The sequence below is a fragment of the Nocardia sp. NPDC059228 genome (genome assembly GCF_042754245.1).
Lineage (GTDB): Bacteria > Actinomycetota > Actinomycetes > Mycobacteriales > Mycobacteriaceae > Nocardia.
The window spans coordinates 221,249-236,558 of record NZ_JBHZAL010000001.1; the positions used below are offsets into that span (position 1 = coordinate 221,249).

Sequence of the window (15,310 nt, forward strand, 5' to 3'; positions counted from 1 at the left end):
CAGGAGGCATTCCCATGGACAATCCGAATTCGAGCGAGGCACTGACCGCGGCCCTGCGCCGTGCCACCCGGACCATCAAGCAGCTGCGCGAGCAATCGGCGGGGCAGAGCCCCGGCGGGCCCATCGCAGTCGTCGGCGTGGGCCTGCGGCTGGCCGGCGGCATCACCGATCTCGACCGCTACTGGGCGGCACTGCGGGAAGGGCGCAGCCTGATCACCGAGATGCCCGCGCATCGGCGCTGGCCCTTCGAGGACGAATGGGACTTCCTGCCCACGCGAGGCAGTTTCATCGACGACGCCCTCGACTTCGATCCCGACTTCTTCGGGCTCAGCCCGCGCGCGGCCCAGGCGATGGACCCGCAGCACCGCATACTGCTGGAGGTGACCTGGGAAGCGCTGGCGCACGCCGGACTGCGGCCCGACCGGGAGCTGCCGGAGTCGGTGGGCACCTTCGTGGGCATCGCCGGCCGCCAGGACTACGCCGCCTGGGAGCCGCCGCAGGTCGATCCACACTGGGCGCTGGGCATCGGCAACGCCTTCGCGGCGGGACGTATCGCCTACCACTTCGGATTCACCGGTGCCGCAACAGCTTTCGACAGCGCGTGCTCTTCTTCGCTGGTCGCCGTCCATCACGCGGTCGCCGCTCTGCGGCGCGGCGAGTCCGAGATCGCGCTGGCGGGCGGGGTGAGCCTGATGCTGGCCCCCGGGTCCACCGCGGTTATCCAGCAGACCGGAGCCCTCGCACCAGACGGGTTGTGCAAGACCTTCGACGCCCGTGCCAACGGCTATGTGCGAGGCGAAGGCTGCGCCATGCTCGTGCTGAAGCGCCTGGCCGACGCGGAACGCGACAATGACCGGGTGCTCGGGGTCATCCACGGCACCGCCGTCAACCAGGACGGCCGCTCCTCCGGTTTCACCGCACCCAACGCGGTCGCCCAGCGCCGCGTGATCGAGGCGGCCCTGGCCGACGCCGGGTGCAAGCCCGAGGAGATCGGGTTGGTCGAAGCGCACGGCACCGGCACCTCACTCGGCGATCCCATCGAGGTCAGTGCCATTGTCGCCGCGCTGGGCTCCCGCAATGGCGGCAGACCGCTGCACGTGGGTGCGGCGAAGACCAATGTCGGTCACCTGGAGGCCGCCGCCGGTGTGGTCGGGCTCGTCAAGGCGCTGCTGTGTATTCGTGAGCGCACTGTGCCGCCGCTGGCCCACTTCCAGACCTTGAATCCGCGAATCGACCTGGAGGGCACCGACGTTCGGATCTCGGGCCACAGCACCGACTGGGCGCTCGCGGAGTCCGGCCCGCTCGCCGGGGTGAGTTCGTTCGGTGCGATCGGCACCAATGCGCACGCGATCGTCGGACCCGCGCCGGAGACCACCGCCGCGTTCCCGCCGGGCGGCGACATCCCCCGGCCCGCATGGAACCGCGGACCCTGCGTCCCGGCATTCCTCGGTGCGGCCCCTCCTGCACGGAGCTGAAACACGGTTCTACTCACCATAATTCGAGACTCTTTGGGGGTAATGCACAGTGGTGGCATTCTTCGACATGGTCGGCGGTCGCTACGCCCCGACCGAGATCGCGGTCAGCCCGTGGGCGCCGAACCAGGTGAGCGGGACCGCGGTGTCCGGACTCCTCGCGCGCGAGGCCGAAACACACAGTCCCGGCGGCGCATTCCTGCCCGGGCGGTTCACCGTGGATCTGTTCCGGCCCGTCCTCGCCGAACCGATCGAACTGCGCAGCGAGGTGGTCCGCGACGGCCGCCGCGTGCGGGTGGTCGACGTCTCGGCCGTGCAGCAGGACCAGGTGCGGGTGCGCGCGACGCTCATGTATCTGGCCGCCGGAGCATCGGCGCCGGGAGAGGTCTGGCAGCCGGTGCGGCAGTTGCCGGTACCCGAGCCGAGCGCCGAGTGGCACCCGCTGCGGTTCAAGTCGGGTGCGCTCGACTGGACCGGCGACTTCCTCACCGGCCAGAACAGCGAGCGCAAATGCATGTGGCACGACATGGCGCCGCTGGTCGAGGGCGAGCCCAATTCGCCGTTCCAGCTGGCCGCCTATGTCGCCGACACCACCAATATGGTGTGCAACTGGGGTACCGCGGGCATCGGCTACATCAATTGCGATGTGACCCTGGCACTCTCGCGCCTGCCCGTGGGGCCGGAGGTGGGATTGCAGGCGCAGGACCAGGTCACCGGCGACGGCGTCGCGATCGCCGCGGCCACCCTCTACGACCGGACCGGCCCGCTGGGCGTCTCCGTCGCCACCACCATCTCGAATGTGCGCCGGGCGGTGGATCCGGCCGCCTTCGCGGCCGAGGCATTCTCGGCGCCGCACCCACAGTGAACCCCGGGGAGGAACCGTCATGCGGATTGCGTACACGCCGCAACAAGAGGAACTACGTGCCGAGCTGCGGGACTACTTCGCCCGCCTGATGACCGACGAGCGGCGCACCGCGCTGGCCGCGCCGACCGGCGAATACGGCGAGGGCGACGTCTACCGTGAGGTCATCGCGGAGATGGGCCGCGACGGGTGGCTCGCGCTGGGCTGGCCGCAGGAGTACGGCGGCCGGGGCGGCTCGGTCATGGATCAGCTGATCTTCACCGACGAGGCCGCCGTGGCCACCGTCCCGGTGCCGTTCCTGACCATCAATACGGTCGCGCCGACCATCATGTACTACGGCACCGACGAGCAGAAGCAGTTCTTCCTGCCCCGGATCGCCGCCGGTGAATTGCACTTCTCCATCGGCTATTCCGAGCCCGGCGCGGGCACCGACCTGGCCTCGCTGCGCACCTCCGCGGTCCGCGACGGCGACGACTGGGTGATCAACGGCCAGAAGATGTGGACCTCCCTGATCAGCTACGCCGACTACGTCTGGCTGGCGGCGCGCACCGACCCGGATGCCGAGAAGCACAGCGGCATGTCGATGTTCATCGTGCCGACCACCGCCGAGGGCTTCTCGTGGACGCCGGTGCACACTATGGCCGGGCCCGACACCAGCGCCACCTACTACCAGGACGTCCGAGTCGGGCAGTCGGCGATGGTGGGCCCGGAGAACGGCGGCTGGGGGCTGATCACCAACCAGCTCAACCATGAGCGCGTCGCGCTGAGCGGGGCCGGGCACCTGACGATGGCGCTCCGCGAAACCATCGAATGGGCGAAGAACACCAAGGCGGCCAATGGTATTCGTGTCATCGACCACGAATGGGTGCAGCTGAACCTGGCGCGGGTGCACGCCAAGGTCGAGTACATGAAGCTGCTGAACCTGGAGATCGCCTCGCGCGCCGACGCCGGCGGTGACGCAGCGCCGCGCCCGTGGGACGCCTCCGGCCTGAAGGTGTACGGCACCGAGTTCGCCACCGAGGCCTACCGGCTGCTCATGGAGGTGCTCGGCCCCAACGCGCACCTCTGCCAGGACTCGGCGGGCGTGGAGCTGTTCGGCGTGCTCGAACGGCTGCATCGCGCCGGCCTCATCATGACCTTCGGCGGCGGCACCAATGAGATCCAGCGCGACATCATCGCCATGTTCGCCCTGCGCCTGCCGCCCGCCACCCGCTGACCATGCCCGAAAGGCCGGTAATCATCATGGATTTCACTCCGACCGAGGCCCAGCGGGATCTCGCCCGCCTGACCGGTGAGGTGTGCGCGAAGCTGGTCACCCCGGACCGGCTGCGCGAACTCGACAAGCAGCTCGACGCCGCCGGTGACCGCACGGTGCGTTTCGACCGGCAGCTATGGAACGCACTCGCCGAGACCGGCGTGCTGGCCGCCGCGCTGCCGGAGTCCGTGGGCGGCAGCGACTTCGGCGTCCTGGAACAGACCGCCGTCCTGCACGAGCTGGGCAAGGCCCTGGCCCCCGTGCCCTACCTGTGGTCCATCGTGCTGAGCGCGGCCGCCCTCGCCGAATTCGGTACCGCGAACCAGCGGGACCTCGCCGCGCGGGCGGCCACCGGCGAGATCATCCTGACCGTGGCCCTCAGCGAAGCCCGGAACTGGGAGCCCACCGCACCGGTCACCACGGCGGCCGAGGATGCGGGCTGGACGCTGAACGGCGCCAAGACCACCGTGCCGTTCGCGCGCCAGGCCGATCGTATCCTGGTGCCCGCCAGCGTATCCGGGACGGTCGCCCTGTTCCTGGTCGATCCGTCGGCGGCCGGCGTCACGGTCACCGAGCAGATCACCACCGATCGTAGTCCCGAATACGCGGTCGAATTCGATTCCGCACCGGCGGAACCGGTGGGCACGGTGGCGGGCGGAGCCGAGATCCTGAACCGGCTGCTGGACCGGGCCTGGCTGGGGCTGGCCGCGCAGCAGCTGGGCACCCTCGAACAGGGGCTGGAGCTGGTGGCGGCGTACGCCCGGGAGCGCGAGCAGTTCAATCGCAAGATCGGCAGCTTCCAGGCCGTGGCCCAGCGCCTGGCCGACGCCTACATCGACGTCCAGGGCGTCCGGCTGGCGGTGACGCAGGCGGCGTGGCGGCTGGCCGAGGGCCTGCCCGCCGGGGCCGAGGTGCACACCGCCAAGTTCTGGGCCGCCGAGGCGGGTCACCGCGTCGCACACACCGTGGTGCACGTGCACGGTGGTGTCGGTATCGACCGCGACCACATCGTGAACCAGTACTTCACCGCCGCCAAGCACAACGAGTTCGCCCTCGGCGGCGCGACCGACCACCTGCGCGCACTGGGTGCGGCGATGGCAGCCGCCCTCTAGCGGGGGAGACCGGCGTGATCCCGGAACTCCGTGATCACGCCGGTCCGTTTGCCGCCGATGTCACTGTCGCACAGCCGGAGTGCCGGTTCGTGCGATGATGCTCGCACCGTAGCGCCGGGTCTCGTTCTCGATCTGGCGGGGAGTCCCCGAGCGGGCCAGCGCGATTCGGGCCCCGCTCACCAGCGCCGCGCCCGTCGCGGCGAATACCTGCGGATCCGACAGTGCACCAACGCAATACAGCGTGTCGCGGTAGTCGATGCCGATGGCGGGCACCATGCCGTACGCGCTGAGGGCCCACTGACGATTGGTGATCTGGTCGACCGTCGGCGTGGGGGTCGCGAAGTCGACCGCGAGGAAGGCGAGGTCGTCGGCGGTCCCGGGATTCGGGGTGTACCAATCGGGTAGGCGCACGGTCCGGAGGTCGATGGCGTCCAGATCGGTGTACTTGTCCGCCACAGCTTTCCGGCCGGCGCGCACGCCGTCATCGCCGACCACCAGTAGTCGATGGTCGTGCTCTCCGACGCGGTCGATGTCCGACTGGCCGGCGATGACGGTGCTGATGCCGGTGGCCGCTACGGCCGCGGCCAGATTCTCGTCCGCGGGAAGCAGCACCGCCACCGCGCCGAGCCGCGACAGGGCCGCCGTCGCGATCAGGGCACCCGGTCGCATCCCCAACACCACGCCCACCCGATCGGCGGGTTCCACACCCACCGCGATGAGGGCCCGCGCCACCGTGTCGATACGGGCGTTCACCGCGGCCTCGGTGCGCATCCGGCCCGCATAGAGCAGGCAGTCGCGCGAGGAGGTGCGCGTACCCCAGGCCGATCCCGGCGAAATCCTGGTGCCCGGCAGCAGCTTTCCGGGGCGCGCGGGCCGGGGCGGGGCGAACAGCGCCCGCTGGGCCCGGCTCCGCGGCCGGGGCGGCGGCGATGTGACCTCGGGCATGTCGACGATCTGCTCGGGGCGCGGCCCGTCGCCACCGTGCCAGTGCAGCCAGTCAGCGATGGCCGGCCAGGTCGTCCGTACCGCGACACCGCCCGCGACCATCTTGTAGTGCCCGGCATCGACACCGACCTCGTACACGGGCGCACTGCGCGCCGCGTGCCGGATTCCGCGCACCGAGGCGGCGGGCGCGAGCTGATCCTTCGACCCGACGATCCCGAGAATCGGGCAGGTCAGCTCGCCCAGGCTGTGCACCCGCTCGCCGACCACGAACCCGCCGGAGTGCAGGCGGTTCCCGATCGCGAACTGCCGCAGCAGATCCGAGGCCGCCGGACCCGGGTAGCCGATGCGGCCCTCGCCCGCCATGAACCGGCGGCGGCGTTCCTCGGCGGGGGACAGGCGCGGTGCGGAGCGGTGGCGCAGGGTGTGCACGCGATTGCGCACCGCGTTCACCGGATCGACCAGATCCCACCAGGTCTTCAGGATGGAGTCGGTGATATTGCTGCCCTCGCGCACCGTTTCGGCGAGGAAGTTCGCGATGCGCGGGCCGAACGGGAGCCCGGCGGCCGTCCAGTCCACCATGCTGCCGATCCCGACCATGCTCGCGATCCCCTCACCGCGCCGGTGTGCCGCGGCCAGGTAGCCGAACATGCCGCCCTGGCAGTAGCCGACCAGGTGCACCGCGTCGCCGGTGTGGTCACGCATGGTGTCGACGGCGGCGGCCACCGCCAGGACGTGATCGTCCAGGGTCCGTTCCCAGCCGTTCTCTTCCGTTGCCGGAGAGCCGAAGTCGAGGACCCACGGATCGATTCCGGCCCGATGCAGCAGCGTCACCGCCCCGGTCTCGGTGTCCAGGTCGAAGACCTCGGCGGTCATCATGAGCGGCGGTACCAGCAGGGCGGCCGGGCCCGCCGCCGGTTGCTCCGGAAAGTAGCGCCGCAACCGGTACGTGGGCCGGCCTTCGACCACGGCGAACGGGCTGGTGACGGGATCGGGTGTACTCCCGATGAATTCCATTGCACTCCCCAGAAATGAAACGTGCTCTAGTCAAAGGTTCGCCGCGAGTCCATATGCGTTTGGTCACAGCGGATTTGCCGACCGAAGCCCTGCATCGAGTTCTAGAACAAGTTACAGTGCGAAGGAGTCGATGGGGTGGGTTCATGGACGTTGAAAGTCACTGAGACGCAATAGATCTGCGCATGGTCGCGCGGCAATCGGAAACAGTCGGCCGTGAAACGGATTGGCGGAGAAGCACAGTCGTGCGATCCGCCGATGGGAGGGGTTCTATGGATATGCTGCGGTGTCCCGTACACAGATACCCGTCGGAGACAACGAGATCACTGGGCCTGGACCCGGTCATGGACGAGGTCCGCGGATCCGGCGGCATCGCGCGGGTGCAGTACCCGTACGGCGATGCGGCCTGGCTGGTCACCGGCTACGAGGATGTGCGAACCGTCTATTCGCAGAAGGCGTTCAGCCGCACCGGAATGTCCCAGGACACCGCGCCGCGGCTCACCGCCGGACTGCTGCTGCAGGGCGGCATCGGCAGTCTCGACGACAGTATCCACACCAAACTGCGCCGCGTCATCGGGCGGGAACTGACCGCTGGGCGGATGACCGCGCTGCGCGCCACCGCCGAGACCCTCATGACCCGGCGGCTGGCCGAGCTCGAGCGGTCGGCGGCCACCGACTACGTATCCGCTGTCGCCAAACCGTTTTCGCTGAATGTGCTCGGTGAGCTGGTCGGCATTCCCGAAGCCGAGCAACCCGAGGTGGCCGACTGGGTGAGTGCGCTGCTCACCGACGCCTCCGTGGCCGACGCCGGCGCACGCGGCGCCGACGCCGCGCTGCAGGATCTCGGCAAATACGTGCTGCGGCTCATCGCCGACCGGAAGGCCGCGCCCACCGGGGATTTCGTCTCCGATCTGGTCCGCCACGGCGACGATCTGGCGAAATGGGAGCTGGTGACCGTCGTCTTCGCCCTCATCGTGGGTGGTTATGAATCCTCGGCCCACATGCTGAGCAAGCTCGTGCTGCGCCTGCTGCTCAGCCCGGACCTGTGTTCCGAGCTGCGGGCGCATCCGGACCGGATCCCGGGTGCGGTCGACGAGCTGCTGCGCACCATCGCCCTGGCCGGTGGTGAGGGACTGCCCTGGCGGGTCCGCGAGCCCATCCGGCTCGGCGGGGTGGACCTGGTGCCCGGCGACTACGTCGTCCCGGCCATCGGCGCCGCCAATCTGGACCCGGCCGTCTACACCGATCCCGAACGCATCGACCCGGCACGATCGGCCAAGCCCCACCTGGCCTTCGGTTACGGCACCCGCTACTGCCTGGGCTCCCAGATCGCCCGCATGGAACTCGAGGTCGGCATCGGCACGCTACTGCGGGACTACCCCGGCGCCCGGCTCGCGGTCGCACCCGAGCAGGTGCGCTGGCACAGCGGGTCGGCGGTCTGGCAGCTGGCCGAACTACCGGTGTGCCTGTGATGGCGGTCGGAATCCTGCGCACCGGCGCCTACGTCCCGCCCGCCGAGATCGGCAATGCCACCATCGCGGCCTGGGCGAACACCACACCGGAGTGGGTGGGTGAACGCACCGGCATCGACACCCGCCGCTACGCCGGCCCGGACACGGCCACCTCCGATCTGGCCCACCGGGCCGCCCTCGATCTGCTCGGGTCGCGGGAGACGTGGCCGCGGATCGGCAGCGTCATCGTCGCCACGTCGACCGGGGATCAGCCGCAGCCCGCGACAGCCGCTGCGCTGCAACACAAATTGGGGCTCAGCGGCATACCCGCCTTCGACCTGAACTCGGTGTGCGTCGGCTACCTCTTCGCCCTGACCGTCGCCGCCGGACTGCTGGAACGCGAGGGGGAACGGGCGGACCAGGCGCTGGTGGTCGGGGCCGACATCTACTCCCGGATCATGAACCGCGCCGACCGCAAGACCGTGAGCCTGTTCGGTGACGGTGCGGGCGCGACCCTGGTCGGACCGGTGCCGCCGGGCTACGGGCTGCACGCGAGCCGTCTGGTCACCAATGGTGAATTACGTTCTCTCGTAGAGGTTCCCGCAGGGGAGCGGCTGTTCCGGATGGAGGGCCGCGCGGTCCGCGACTACGTGCTGACCATGCTGCCCAAACTCATCGCGGAGGCGCTGGCGGAATCCGGCTTCACGCTCGCCGACATGGACCGGATCATCCTGCACCAGGCCAACACCCGGCTGCTGGAGACCTGTATCCGGGAACTCGGCATGGATCCCGCCCGGGTGCCGCTGACCGCTCCCCGCTACGGGAACACCGGCGCGGCCTCCATTCCCATCACCCTGCACAGCACCCATCTCGAACGCCCGCTGCAACGCGGTGAACGCATTCTGCTGGCCGGCGTCGGCGGCGGCATGAGCGCCGGAGCGGCGGTGCTGACGTGGTATTGACCCGAACGAAATCGGAGGACTCCTGATGCGGCTCGAAGGAAAGGCCGCCGTCGTCACCGGCGGCACCCGGGGGCTCGGCTTCGCGATCGCGAAAGCGTTTCTCGCGGAAGGCGCGTCGGTCATGTGCTCGGCGCGCACGGCCGGGGACTACCAGCTCCTCAAGGAGGAATATCCGGACCGCTGCCTGTTCCATCCGGCCGATGTCGCCGATCCGGCGGCCGTCGAGCAGCTGATGGCCGCGGCCGCGGAATCGCTGTCCGGGCTGGACGTGGTGGTGGCCAATGCCGGGGTGAGCCGGGACGGGCGGATCGAACAGCTCGCCCCGCACGACTGGGACGCCATGGTCGCCACCAACCTGACCGGCACCTTCCTGTGCACCCGTGCGGCCGTGCCGCACCTGCGGGAACGCGGCGGCGTGATCATCAATATGTCCTCGTCCATGGCGAGCCGGATAGCGGTCGGAGCGGCCGGCTACAGCGCCACCAAGGCCGCCATCGAAATGTTCACCCGCACCAGCGCAATCGAACTGGGGCAGTACGGAATCCGGGTCAACGCCCTCTCGCCCGGCATTCTCGACGCCGGCATGGGCGGCCGGCTGGCCGACAACGACCGGGTCTGGGCCGCCTACCGCAAGCGGTTCGCCCTGGGCCGGGCCGGGCGGGTCGAGGAGGCCGCGCAGGCGGCCGTCTTCCTCGCCTCCGACGACGCCTCCTACGTCAACGGGGCGATTCTCGATGTCAACGGAGGTTTGATGTGGGCCTGACCGACCAGCGCAACAATCCGTTCAGCGAACCCGAGCAGGCCGAGCTGGTGGAGCTCGGGCGCAAGCACGTGATGGGCATGGAATACACCGATGCCGAGGAGGTCTGGATCAGCTCGGGCATGGAGCATCTGCTGCTGCAGACCGTCGGACGGCGGAGCGGGAAGACCCACAAGGTGGCGCTGCCGTTCTGGGTCGACGCGGCGGGACACCGCATCGTCGTCGCCTCCTTCATCGGGGCGCCGCAGCATCCGGCCTGGTACTGGAACCTCACCGATACCGCGGCCAATGCCGAGGTGCGGGTGAAGCTGCGCGCGGCTGACCTCCGGGCGCGTCCCCAGATCCTCGAAGATCCCGAGTACCAGGAGGTTTGGGACGCCTTGACGACCGACCGCGAGTTCTACCGCGACTATCAGTCCCGGACCGAACGCCGGATACCGCTGGTCCGATTGCGCGAACTGTGAGCGAGGCGAATGCGGCGGCGCTGCAGGGTGTTCCGGTGACCGCGCTGTGGACACTGTGGAGCCGGGCGTCCGAATCCGCCCGGACCGATTCGGACTTCCGCGATTTCCGTGCCGAGGAGCTGTGCCGGTCGATCTACTTCGATTACCGGAGCTTCGGCAGGCCCGCCCAGACCCAGGTGCTGCGCGCCCGCACCATCGACGCGGAAATCGAACGCTTCCACCGGAACTCGCCCGGCGGCACCGTGGTCGCCCTCGGCGAGGGACTACAGACGACCTACTGGCGGCTCGGCACGCCGGACCTGAACTGGATCTCGGTGGACCTGCCGGAGATGATCGCCCTGCGTGAGCAGCTGCTGCCGGCGGAGACACGGGTCCGCACGATCGCCGGGTCGGCGCTGGACCGGTCCTGGTTCGACCTGGTCGGCGCCGGGGACGTGCTCATCACGGCCGAGGGCCTGTTCATGTACCTGCAGCCGGACGAGGTCTACGCGCTGATCGGCGATATGGCACAGCGGTTTCCGGGCGCGAGCGTCATCTTCGACGTCCTGCCGCCCGGCCTGACCGAGCGCACGCTGAACGGGACCAAGCTGGCCCGCGGATCGGACTATGTATTGCCGCCCATGCCCTTCGGCCTGACCGCCGCCCAGACCCGGGCGCTGCCGCAGCGGATCCCGGGCGTCTCCGGCTACCAGGAGCTTCCGATGGTGCCTGGACGCGGCTGGTGTGCACCGGTGATGCTCGGCCTGCAGCGCAGGCTGCCGCTGGTCCGGAACCACCGCCATCTGATCGCGCGGCTCACCTTCGCGTAGGGGCTGCGGCCCGGCGCGGCTGCGGCCCACCGGTGACCGGGTTAAGGTCACAGAGTTGAGCGAAACCCGACCGGTCAGGATGCAGCACGTGGAGAACAAGAAGGCGCCGTGGACCGCCGCCGACATCCCGAATCTGCAGGGGCGCACCGCCATTGTGACGGGGGCCAGTGCCGGGCTGGGGTTGGAGACCGCGCTGCGGCTCGCCGAACACGGCGCCCGGGTGGTCCTGGCATGCCGCAATGCCGACAAGGCCGCTGCCGCGGCGGAAACCATCCGCCGGACCGTGCCGGACGCCGACCTGCCGCTCGTGGAACTGGATCTGACGTCGCTGAAATCGGTCCACCGGGCCGCGGCACGGCTGCATGACGACTTCGGGCAGATCGACCTGCTGGTGAACAATGCGGGCACGCTCAGCCGAGAGCGGACCGTCACCGAGGACGGGTTCGAAACCACCTTCGGCACAAACCATCTGGGCCCGTTCGCATTCACCGGGCTCCTGCTCGATCTGCTGCACGCGGCGCCGCAGGCCCGCGTCGTCACAGTGACCAGCGGGGTCCCCGCGCAGAAGGGCACCTGGCTCGACCTCGACGACCTCGCCTACGAGCGGCGCGCCTACAAGGCCTACCCCGCCTACGCGCAGTCCAAGCAGGCCAACGCCAGCTTCGCATTCGAACTGCAGCGGCAGCTCAACGGCACCGGCAGCCGGCTGATCTCGGTGCTGGCCCACCCGGGCGCCGCCGAATCCGACTTCGCCCAGAACTTCGGTCCCGCAGTCGCCTTCCTGTCCCGGCCCTCGCTGCGCTGGGTGTTCCGGATCGTCATGCAGACCGTCGAGATGGGTGCGCTGCCGAGCCTGCGCGCCGCCACCGACCCCGGCGTGCGCGGCGGTGACTTCTACGGCCCCACCGGCTCGACCAAGGGCTACCCGGTGCCGAACGCGGCGGGGGAACGCACCCGCGATCCCGAGCTGGCGGCCCAGCTGTGGACCGAATCCGAACGGCTCACCGGAGTGACCTACCGGTTCGACCAACTCGACGGCGAGGCGGACTAGGCCCGATACGCCGAACGCCCCCTGAAATCCTCAGGGGGCGTTCACCTTACGACCGGGTCAGCGGCTCAGGTCCGGATCCACGTCGTCGTCGGTCAGCAGGGCGCTGCCGGCGACGCGATCGGTGGCCAGGGCGTCGAGGAAGGCGCGCGCCCACCGGTCGACGTCATGGGTGAGGACCTGGCGCCGCATCGAGCGCATCCGGCGGCGACGGGTGTCGCGGTCGTCGTCGATCGCGCCGATCAGGGCGTCCTTGACACTGTCGAGATCGTGCGGATTGCACAGGTAGGCCTGCCGCAATTCCGCTGCCGCACCGGTGAATTCGCTCAGTACCAGCGCACCGTTGAGGCTGCCCTGACACGCCACGTACTCCTTGGCGACCAGGTTCATGCCATCGCGCAGCGGCGTCACCACCATGACATCGGCGGCCACGAAGAACGCGATCAGCTCGTCGCGCGGGATCGGGCGGTGCAGGTAGTGCACCACCGGATAACCCACCCGGGAGAACTCGCCGTTGATCCGGCCCACCTGGCGCTCGATATCGCCACGCATCTGCTTGTAGGACTCGACCCGCTCCCGGCTCGGCGTGGCCAGCTGCACCATCACCGTGTCCGCCGGATCGATCCGGCCGTCGTGCAGCAACTCCTCCAGCGCGGCCAGCCGGATGTCGATGCCCTTGGTGTAGTCCAGGCGGTCCACACCCAACAGGATCGTCTTCGGATTGCCCAGCTCCGCACGGATTTTCGCGGCCCGCTCCCGCACTCCGCGGCGGCGCGAATACTCGTCCAGCTCGGTGGAGGTGATGGAGATCGGGAACGCGCCCACCCGCACGGTGCGGAAACCGACCTGCACCACACCGAGTTTCGAGCGCACGCCCACATTGCCGCGCGACGTGGGCTGGCCGGCCAGCCTTCTGGCCAGATACAGGAAGTTCTGCGCGCCGCCCGGCAGATGGAATCCGATCAGGTCGGCGCCCAGCAGGCCCTCGACGATCTCGGTGCGCCACGGCATCTGCATGAACAGTTCCACCGGTGGGAACGGAATGTGCAGGAAGAAGCCGATGGTCAGATCGGGCCGCAGCATGCGCAGCATCTTCGGCACCAGCTGCAACTGGTAGTCCTGCACCCACACCGTCGCGCCCTCGGCGGCCACCTTGGCGGTGTACTCGGCGAAACGGCGGTTCACCTGGACGTACGCCTGCCACCACTGGCGGTCGTAGACCGGCCGCACGATCACGTCGTGATACAGCGGCCACAGCGTCGCGTTGGAGAAGCCCTCGTAGTAATCGGCGACCTCGTCGCCCGACAGTGGCACCGGATGCAGTTCCAGACCGTCCTCGACGATCGGATCCAGATCCACATCCGGGACGCCGGCCCAGCCGACCCAGGCGCCCTTGTTGTTGCGCAGTACCGGTTCCAGCGCGGTCACCAGGCCGCCGGGGCTGCGCTTCCAGCGAGTGGTTCCATCGGGTAGTCGCTCCAGGTCGACCGGAAGCCGGTTGGCGACGACGACGAAACCGGAGCCGGAGCTATCCGGGTGCACGGGTCATTCGCCTCGCGTCGGACCGATGCCCAGCATGGACAGCAGCATGCGGCACTCGTCGGCATCGGTGGCGTAGGCGGCCACCACGCGCTGGGCCTGTCGAGCGGTTTCGTCGGCGAGCGGTTCCAGATCGTCGTCCGCGATGTCGTTTGCGCCGGTCTTCGCGGCCATCTCATGTCCTCTCGGGGAAGTCTGCTCGGTGCGAGGAGTCCATCGTATCTGCCAGGAAAGTCGGGACCGTGCGCTGCGTACATTGCGAGCCCTAACCGCAATGGTCGTGGTCACGAGACCTGCCGACCAGACCGCACGGTCGGTGGCACCGGGCGAAACGTTCCGGGCCCCGATGCCTATACGGTCTACGGAACGTGGAAATCGGAAACGTGGCGAAGGGGTCGGAAGTATGCCGTTGGCGACGGTGAACGGAATCTCGCTGAACTACCAGGTCAAGGGAGACCGGTCCAAGGGCACCGACGTCAAGGGGTCCGCGCCGCTGGTCGTCATGATCATGGGCACCGGCAGCGGCGGCCGGGTGTGGGAACTGCACCAGGTGCCCGCGCTGGTCGCCGCCGGATTCCGGGTCTGCACCTTCGACAACCGCGGCATCGCACCGTCCTTCGAATCGCCCGCCGGGATCACCATCGAGGACCTGGTGCGCGATACCGCCGCCCTCATCGAATTCCTCGACGAGGGACCGGTCCTCGTGGTCGGTCAGTCCATGGGCGCACGGGTCGCGCAGGAACTCGCGCTGGCCCGGCCCGACCTGGTCCGCAAGGCCATCTTCATGGCCGGACACGCCCGGCTCGACCAGTTCCAGAAGACGCTCTCGTTCGGCGAGCACGAACTGGACGCCTCCGGCTTGCGGCTGCCCGCCAAATACGAGGCCGCCATGACCGCCATCATGAACCTCTCGCCGGCCACCATGGCCGACCCGCACGCCGCTCGCGACTGGCTCGACCTGTTCGAATTCACCGGCGGCCCGGCCGCGCCGGGCGTGCGCGCCCAGCGGCGCATGGACCACGACTTCGACCGCACCCAGGCCTATCGGGCCATCACCGTGCCCTGCCTGTCCATGGGCTTCGCGGACGATCGGATGATCCCGCCCTACCTTTCCCGCGAAGTCGCCGATATCATTCCGGGAGCCCGTTACCAGGAGGTTCCCGACGCCGGACACTTCGGCTACCTGGAACAACCAGATGCCGTCAACAAGATCCTGCTCGAATTCTTCGCGGCCTGAACGAAGTGCAGGTAACCGCCCAGCGGTAACGCCTGCCTTGCTAGGGTCGAATCAACGTCGGGGGCTCGTTCCATCACTGCGGTGACTGGACGATCCGTCTACGTTCCCGTACACAGCGCCAGTATCCAGTGAGGTGAAATGAGCACCAATCCCTTCGATGACGAAGACGGCCGGTTCTTCGTCCTGGTCAACGATGAGGAACAGCACTCCCTGTGGCCCGCCTTCGCCGAGGTTCCGGCGGGTTGGCGAGTCGTTTTCGGCGAGGACAGCCGCGCCGCGTGCGTCGAGTACGTCGAGAAGAACTGGACGGATATGCGTCCGAAGAGCCTGCGTGACGCCATGGCGGCGGACGACGCGGCTCGTCAGGCGGCTCAGTCCTGACA

15 protein-coding genes are annotated in these 15,310 nt (G+C 69.0%); 12 read left to right on the forward strand and 3 right to left on the reverse strand.

The annotated features are described in order from the left end of the window. Window positions 1–14: 14 nt before the first annotated feature. Genes ACFXKA_RS01035 through ACFXKA_RS01050 form a run of 4 tightly spaced genes read left to right on the forward strand, consistent with a single transcriptional unit; the run spans window position 15 to window position 4,701 of the window. The gene (locus ACFXKA_RS01035) at window positions 15–1,475 is read left to right on the forward strand and encodes a polyketide synthase (protein ID WP_379425281.1); all 1,461 of its coding nucleotides are present in this window, start codon (window positions 15–17) and stop codon (window positions 1,473–1,475) included. 49 nt (window positions 1,476–1,524) lie between these two features. After that, the gene (locus ACFXKA_RS01040) at window positions 1,525–2,337 is read left to right on the forward strand and encodes an acyl-CoA thioesterase domain-containing protein (RefSeq protein WP_379425282.1); all 813 of its coding nucleotides are present in this window, start codon (window positions 1,525–1,527) and stop codon (window positions 2,335–2,337) included. Window positions 2,338–2,356: 19 nt separating this feature from the next. Beyond that, complete coding sequence (locus tag ACFXKA_RS01045) at window positions 2,357–3,550, forward strand: acyl-CoA dehydrogenase family protein (RefSeq protein WP_379425283.1); 1,194 nt, start codon at window positions 2,357–2,359, stop codon at window positions 3,548–3,550. A gap of 26 nt (window positions 3,551–3,576) precedes the next feature. Continuing rightward, window positions 3,577–4,701, forward strand: a complete 1,125-nt coding sequence (locus tag ACFXKA_RS01050) for an acyl-CoA dehydrogenase family protein (protein WP_379425285.1) — start codon at window positions 3,577–3,579, stop codon at window positions 4,699–4,701. A 60-nt stretch (window positions 4,702–4,761) separates the two neighbouring features. Here the strand turns inward: ACFXKA_RS01050 and ACFXKA_RS01055 are convergent, their stop codons facing one another. Then, window positions 4,762–6,660 (reverse strand): alpha/beta fold hydrolase, encoded by a 1,899-nt coding sequence (locus tag ACFXKA_RS01055; RefSeq protein WP_379425287.1) that lies wholly within the window; start codon window positions 6,658–6,660, stop codon window positions 4,762–4,764. Between the two features lie 341 nt (window positions 6,661–7,001). Between ACFXKA_RS01055 and ACFXKA_RS01060 the strand changes: the two genes are divergently transcribed. The 6 genes from ACFXKA_RS01060 (at window position 7,002) to ACFXKA_RS01085 (ending at window position 12,154) form a co-directional block, all read left to right on the forward strand. Further along, on the forward strand, window positions 7,002–8,129 hold the full coding sequence (locus tag ACFXKA_RS01060) for a cytochrome P450 (protein ID WP_379425289.1): 1,128 nt from the start codon (window positions 7,002–7,004) through the stop codon (window positions 8,127–8,129). Beyond that, the gene (locus tag ACFXKA_RS01065; RefSeq protein WP_379425290.1) at window positions 8,129–9,070 is read left to right on the forward strand and encodes a 3-oxoacyl-ACP synthase III family protein; all 942 of its coding nucleotides are present in this window, start codon (window positions 8,129–8,131) and stop codon (window positions 9,068–9,070) included. Before ACFXKA_RS01060 ends, ACFXKA_RS01065 begins: the two co-directional genes overlap by 1 nt. 25 nt (window positions 9,071–9,095) lie before the next feature. Beyond that, a complete protein-coding gene (locus tag ACFXKA_RS01070) occupies window positions 9,096–9,833 on the forward strand; it encodes an SDR family NAD(P)-dependent oxidoreductase (RefSeq protein ID WP_354831106.1) in 738 nt (245 codons plus the stop codon). Further along, window positions 9,824–10,294, forward strand: a complete 471-nt coding sequence (locus tag ACFXKA_RS01075) for a nitroreductase/quinone reductase family protein (RefSeq protein ID WP_379425292.1) — start codon at window positions 9,824–9,826, stop codon at window positions 10,292–10,294. Before ACFXKA_RS01070 ends, ACFXKA_RS01075 begins: the two co-directional genes overlap by 10 nt. After that, a complete protein-coding gene (locus ACFXKA_RS01080; protein WP_379425294.1) occupies window positions 10,291–11,103 on the forward strand; it encodes a class I SAM-dependent methyltransferase in 813 nt (270 codons plus the stop codon). The genes ACFXKA_RS01075 and ACFXKA_RS01080 overlap by 4 nt, the downstream gene beginning before the upstream one ends. Before the next feature lie 79 nt (window positions 11,104–11,182). Next, window positions 11,183–12,154, forward strand: coding sequence for an oxidoreductase (locus ACFXKA_RS01085; protein ID WP_379425869.1), 972 nt, complete (start codon window positions 11,183–11,185; stop codon window positions 12,152–12,154). A 57-nt stretch (window positions 12,155–12,211) separates the two neighbouring features. Here ACFXKA_RS01085 and ACFXKA_RS01090 read toward each other — a convergent pair whose 3' ends face one another. Further along, window positions 12,212–13,693 (reverse strand): trehalose-6-phosphate synthase, encoded by a 1,482-nt coding sequence (locus ACFXKA_RS01090; RefSeq protein WP_364606162.1) that lies wholly within the window; start codon window positions 13,691–13,693, stop codon window positions 12,212–12,214. Window positions 13,694–13,696: 3 nt separating this feature from the next. Next, window positions 13,697–13,864, reverse strand: a complete 168-nt coding sequence (locus ACFXKA_RS01095; RefSeq protein WP_162958162.1) for a hypothetical protein — start codon at window positions 13,862–13,864, stop codon at window positions 13,697–13,699. 229 nt (window positions 13,865–14,093) lie between these two features. Here ACFXKA_RS01095 and ACFXKA_RS01100 point away from each other — a divergent pair, with 229 nt between their 5' ends. Continuing rightward, a complete protein-coding gene (locus ACFXKA_RS01100) occupies window positions 14,094–14,927 on the forward strand; it encodes an alpha/beta hydrolase (protein WP_354831092.1) in 834 nt (277 codons plus the stop codon). Between the two features lie 138 nt (window positions 14,928–15,065). Then, a complete protein-coding gene (locus ACFXKA_RS01105; protein WP_019931522.1) occupies window positions 15,066–15,308 on the forward strand; it encodes an MbtH family protein in 243 nt (80 codons plus the stop codon). The last annotated feature ends 2 nt before the right edge of the window (window positions 15,309–15,310 follow it).

Coding starts and splice junctions, on each gene's coding strand:
- ACFXKA_RS01035 (WP_379425281.1), top strand. CDS start 15: ATGGACAATCCGAATTCGAGCGAGGCACTGACCGCGGCCCTGCGCCGT.
- ACFXKA_RS01045 (WP_379425283.1), top strand. CDS start 2,357: ATGCGGATTGCGTACACGCCGCAACAAGAGGAACTACGTGCCGAGCTG.
- ACFXKA_RS01050 (WP_379425285.1), top strand. CDS start 3,577: ATGGATTTCACTCCGACCGAGGCCCAGCGGGATCTCGCCCGCCTGACC.
- ACFXKA_RS01055 (WP_379425287.1), bottom strand. CDS start 6,660: ATGGAATTCATCGGGAGTACACCCGATCCCGTCACCAGCCCGTTCGCC.
- ACFXKA_RS01060 (WP_379425289.1), top strand. CDS start 7,002: ATGGACGAGGTCCGCGGATCCGGCGGCATCGCGCGGGTGCAGTACCCG.
- ACFXKA_RS01065 (WP_379425290.1), top strand. CDS start 8,129: ATGGCGGTCGGAATCCTGCGCACCGGCGCCTACGTCCCGCCCGCCGAG.
- ACFXKA_RS01070 (WP_354831106.1), top strand. CDS start 9,096: ATGCGGCTCGAAGGAAAGGCCGCCGTCGTCACCGGCGGCACCCGGGGG.
- ACFXKA_RS01085 (WP_379425869.1), top strand. CDS start 11,183: ATGCAGCACGTGGAGAACAAGAAGGCGCCGTGGACCGCCGCCGACATC.
- ACFXKA_RS01095 (WP_162958162.1), bottom strand. CDS start 13,864: ATGGCCGCGAAGACCGGCGCAAACGACATCGCGGACGACGATCTGGAA.
- ACFXKA_RS01100 (WP_354831092.1), top strand. CDS start 14,094: ATGCCGTTGGCGACGGTGAACGGAATCTCGCTGAACTACCAGGTCAAG.
- ACFXKA_RS01105 (WP_019931522.1), top strand. CDS start 15,066: ATGAGCACCAATCCCTTCGATGACGAAGACGGCCGGTTCTTCGTCCTG.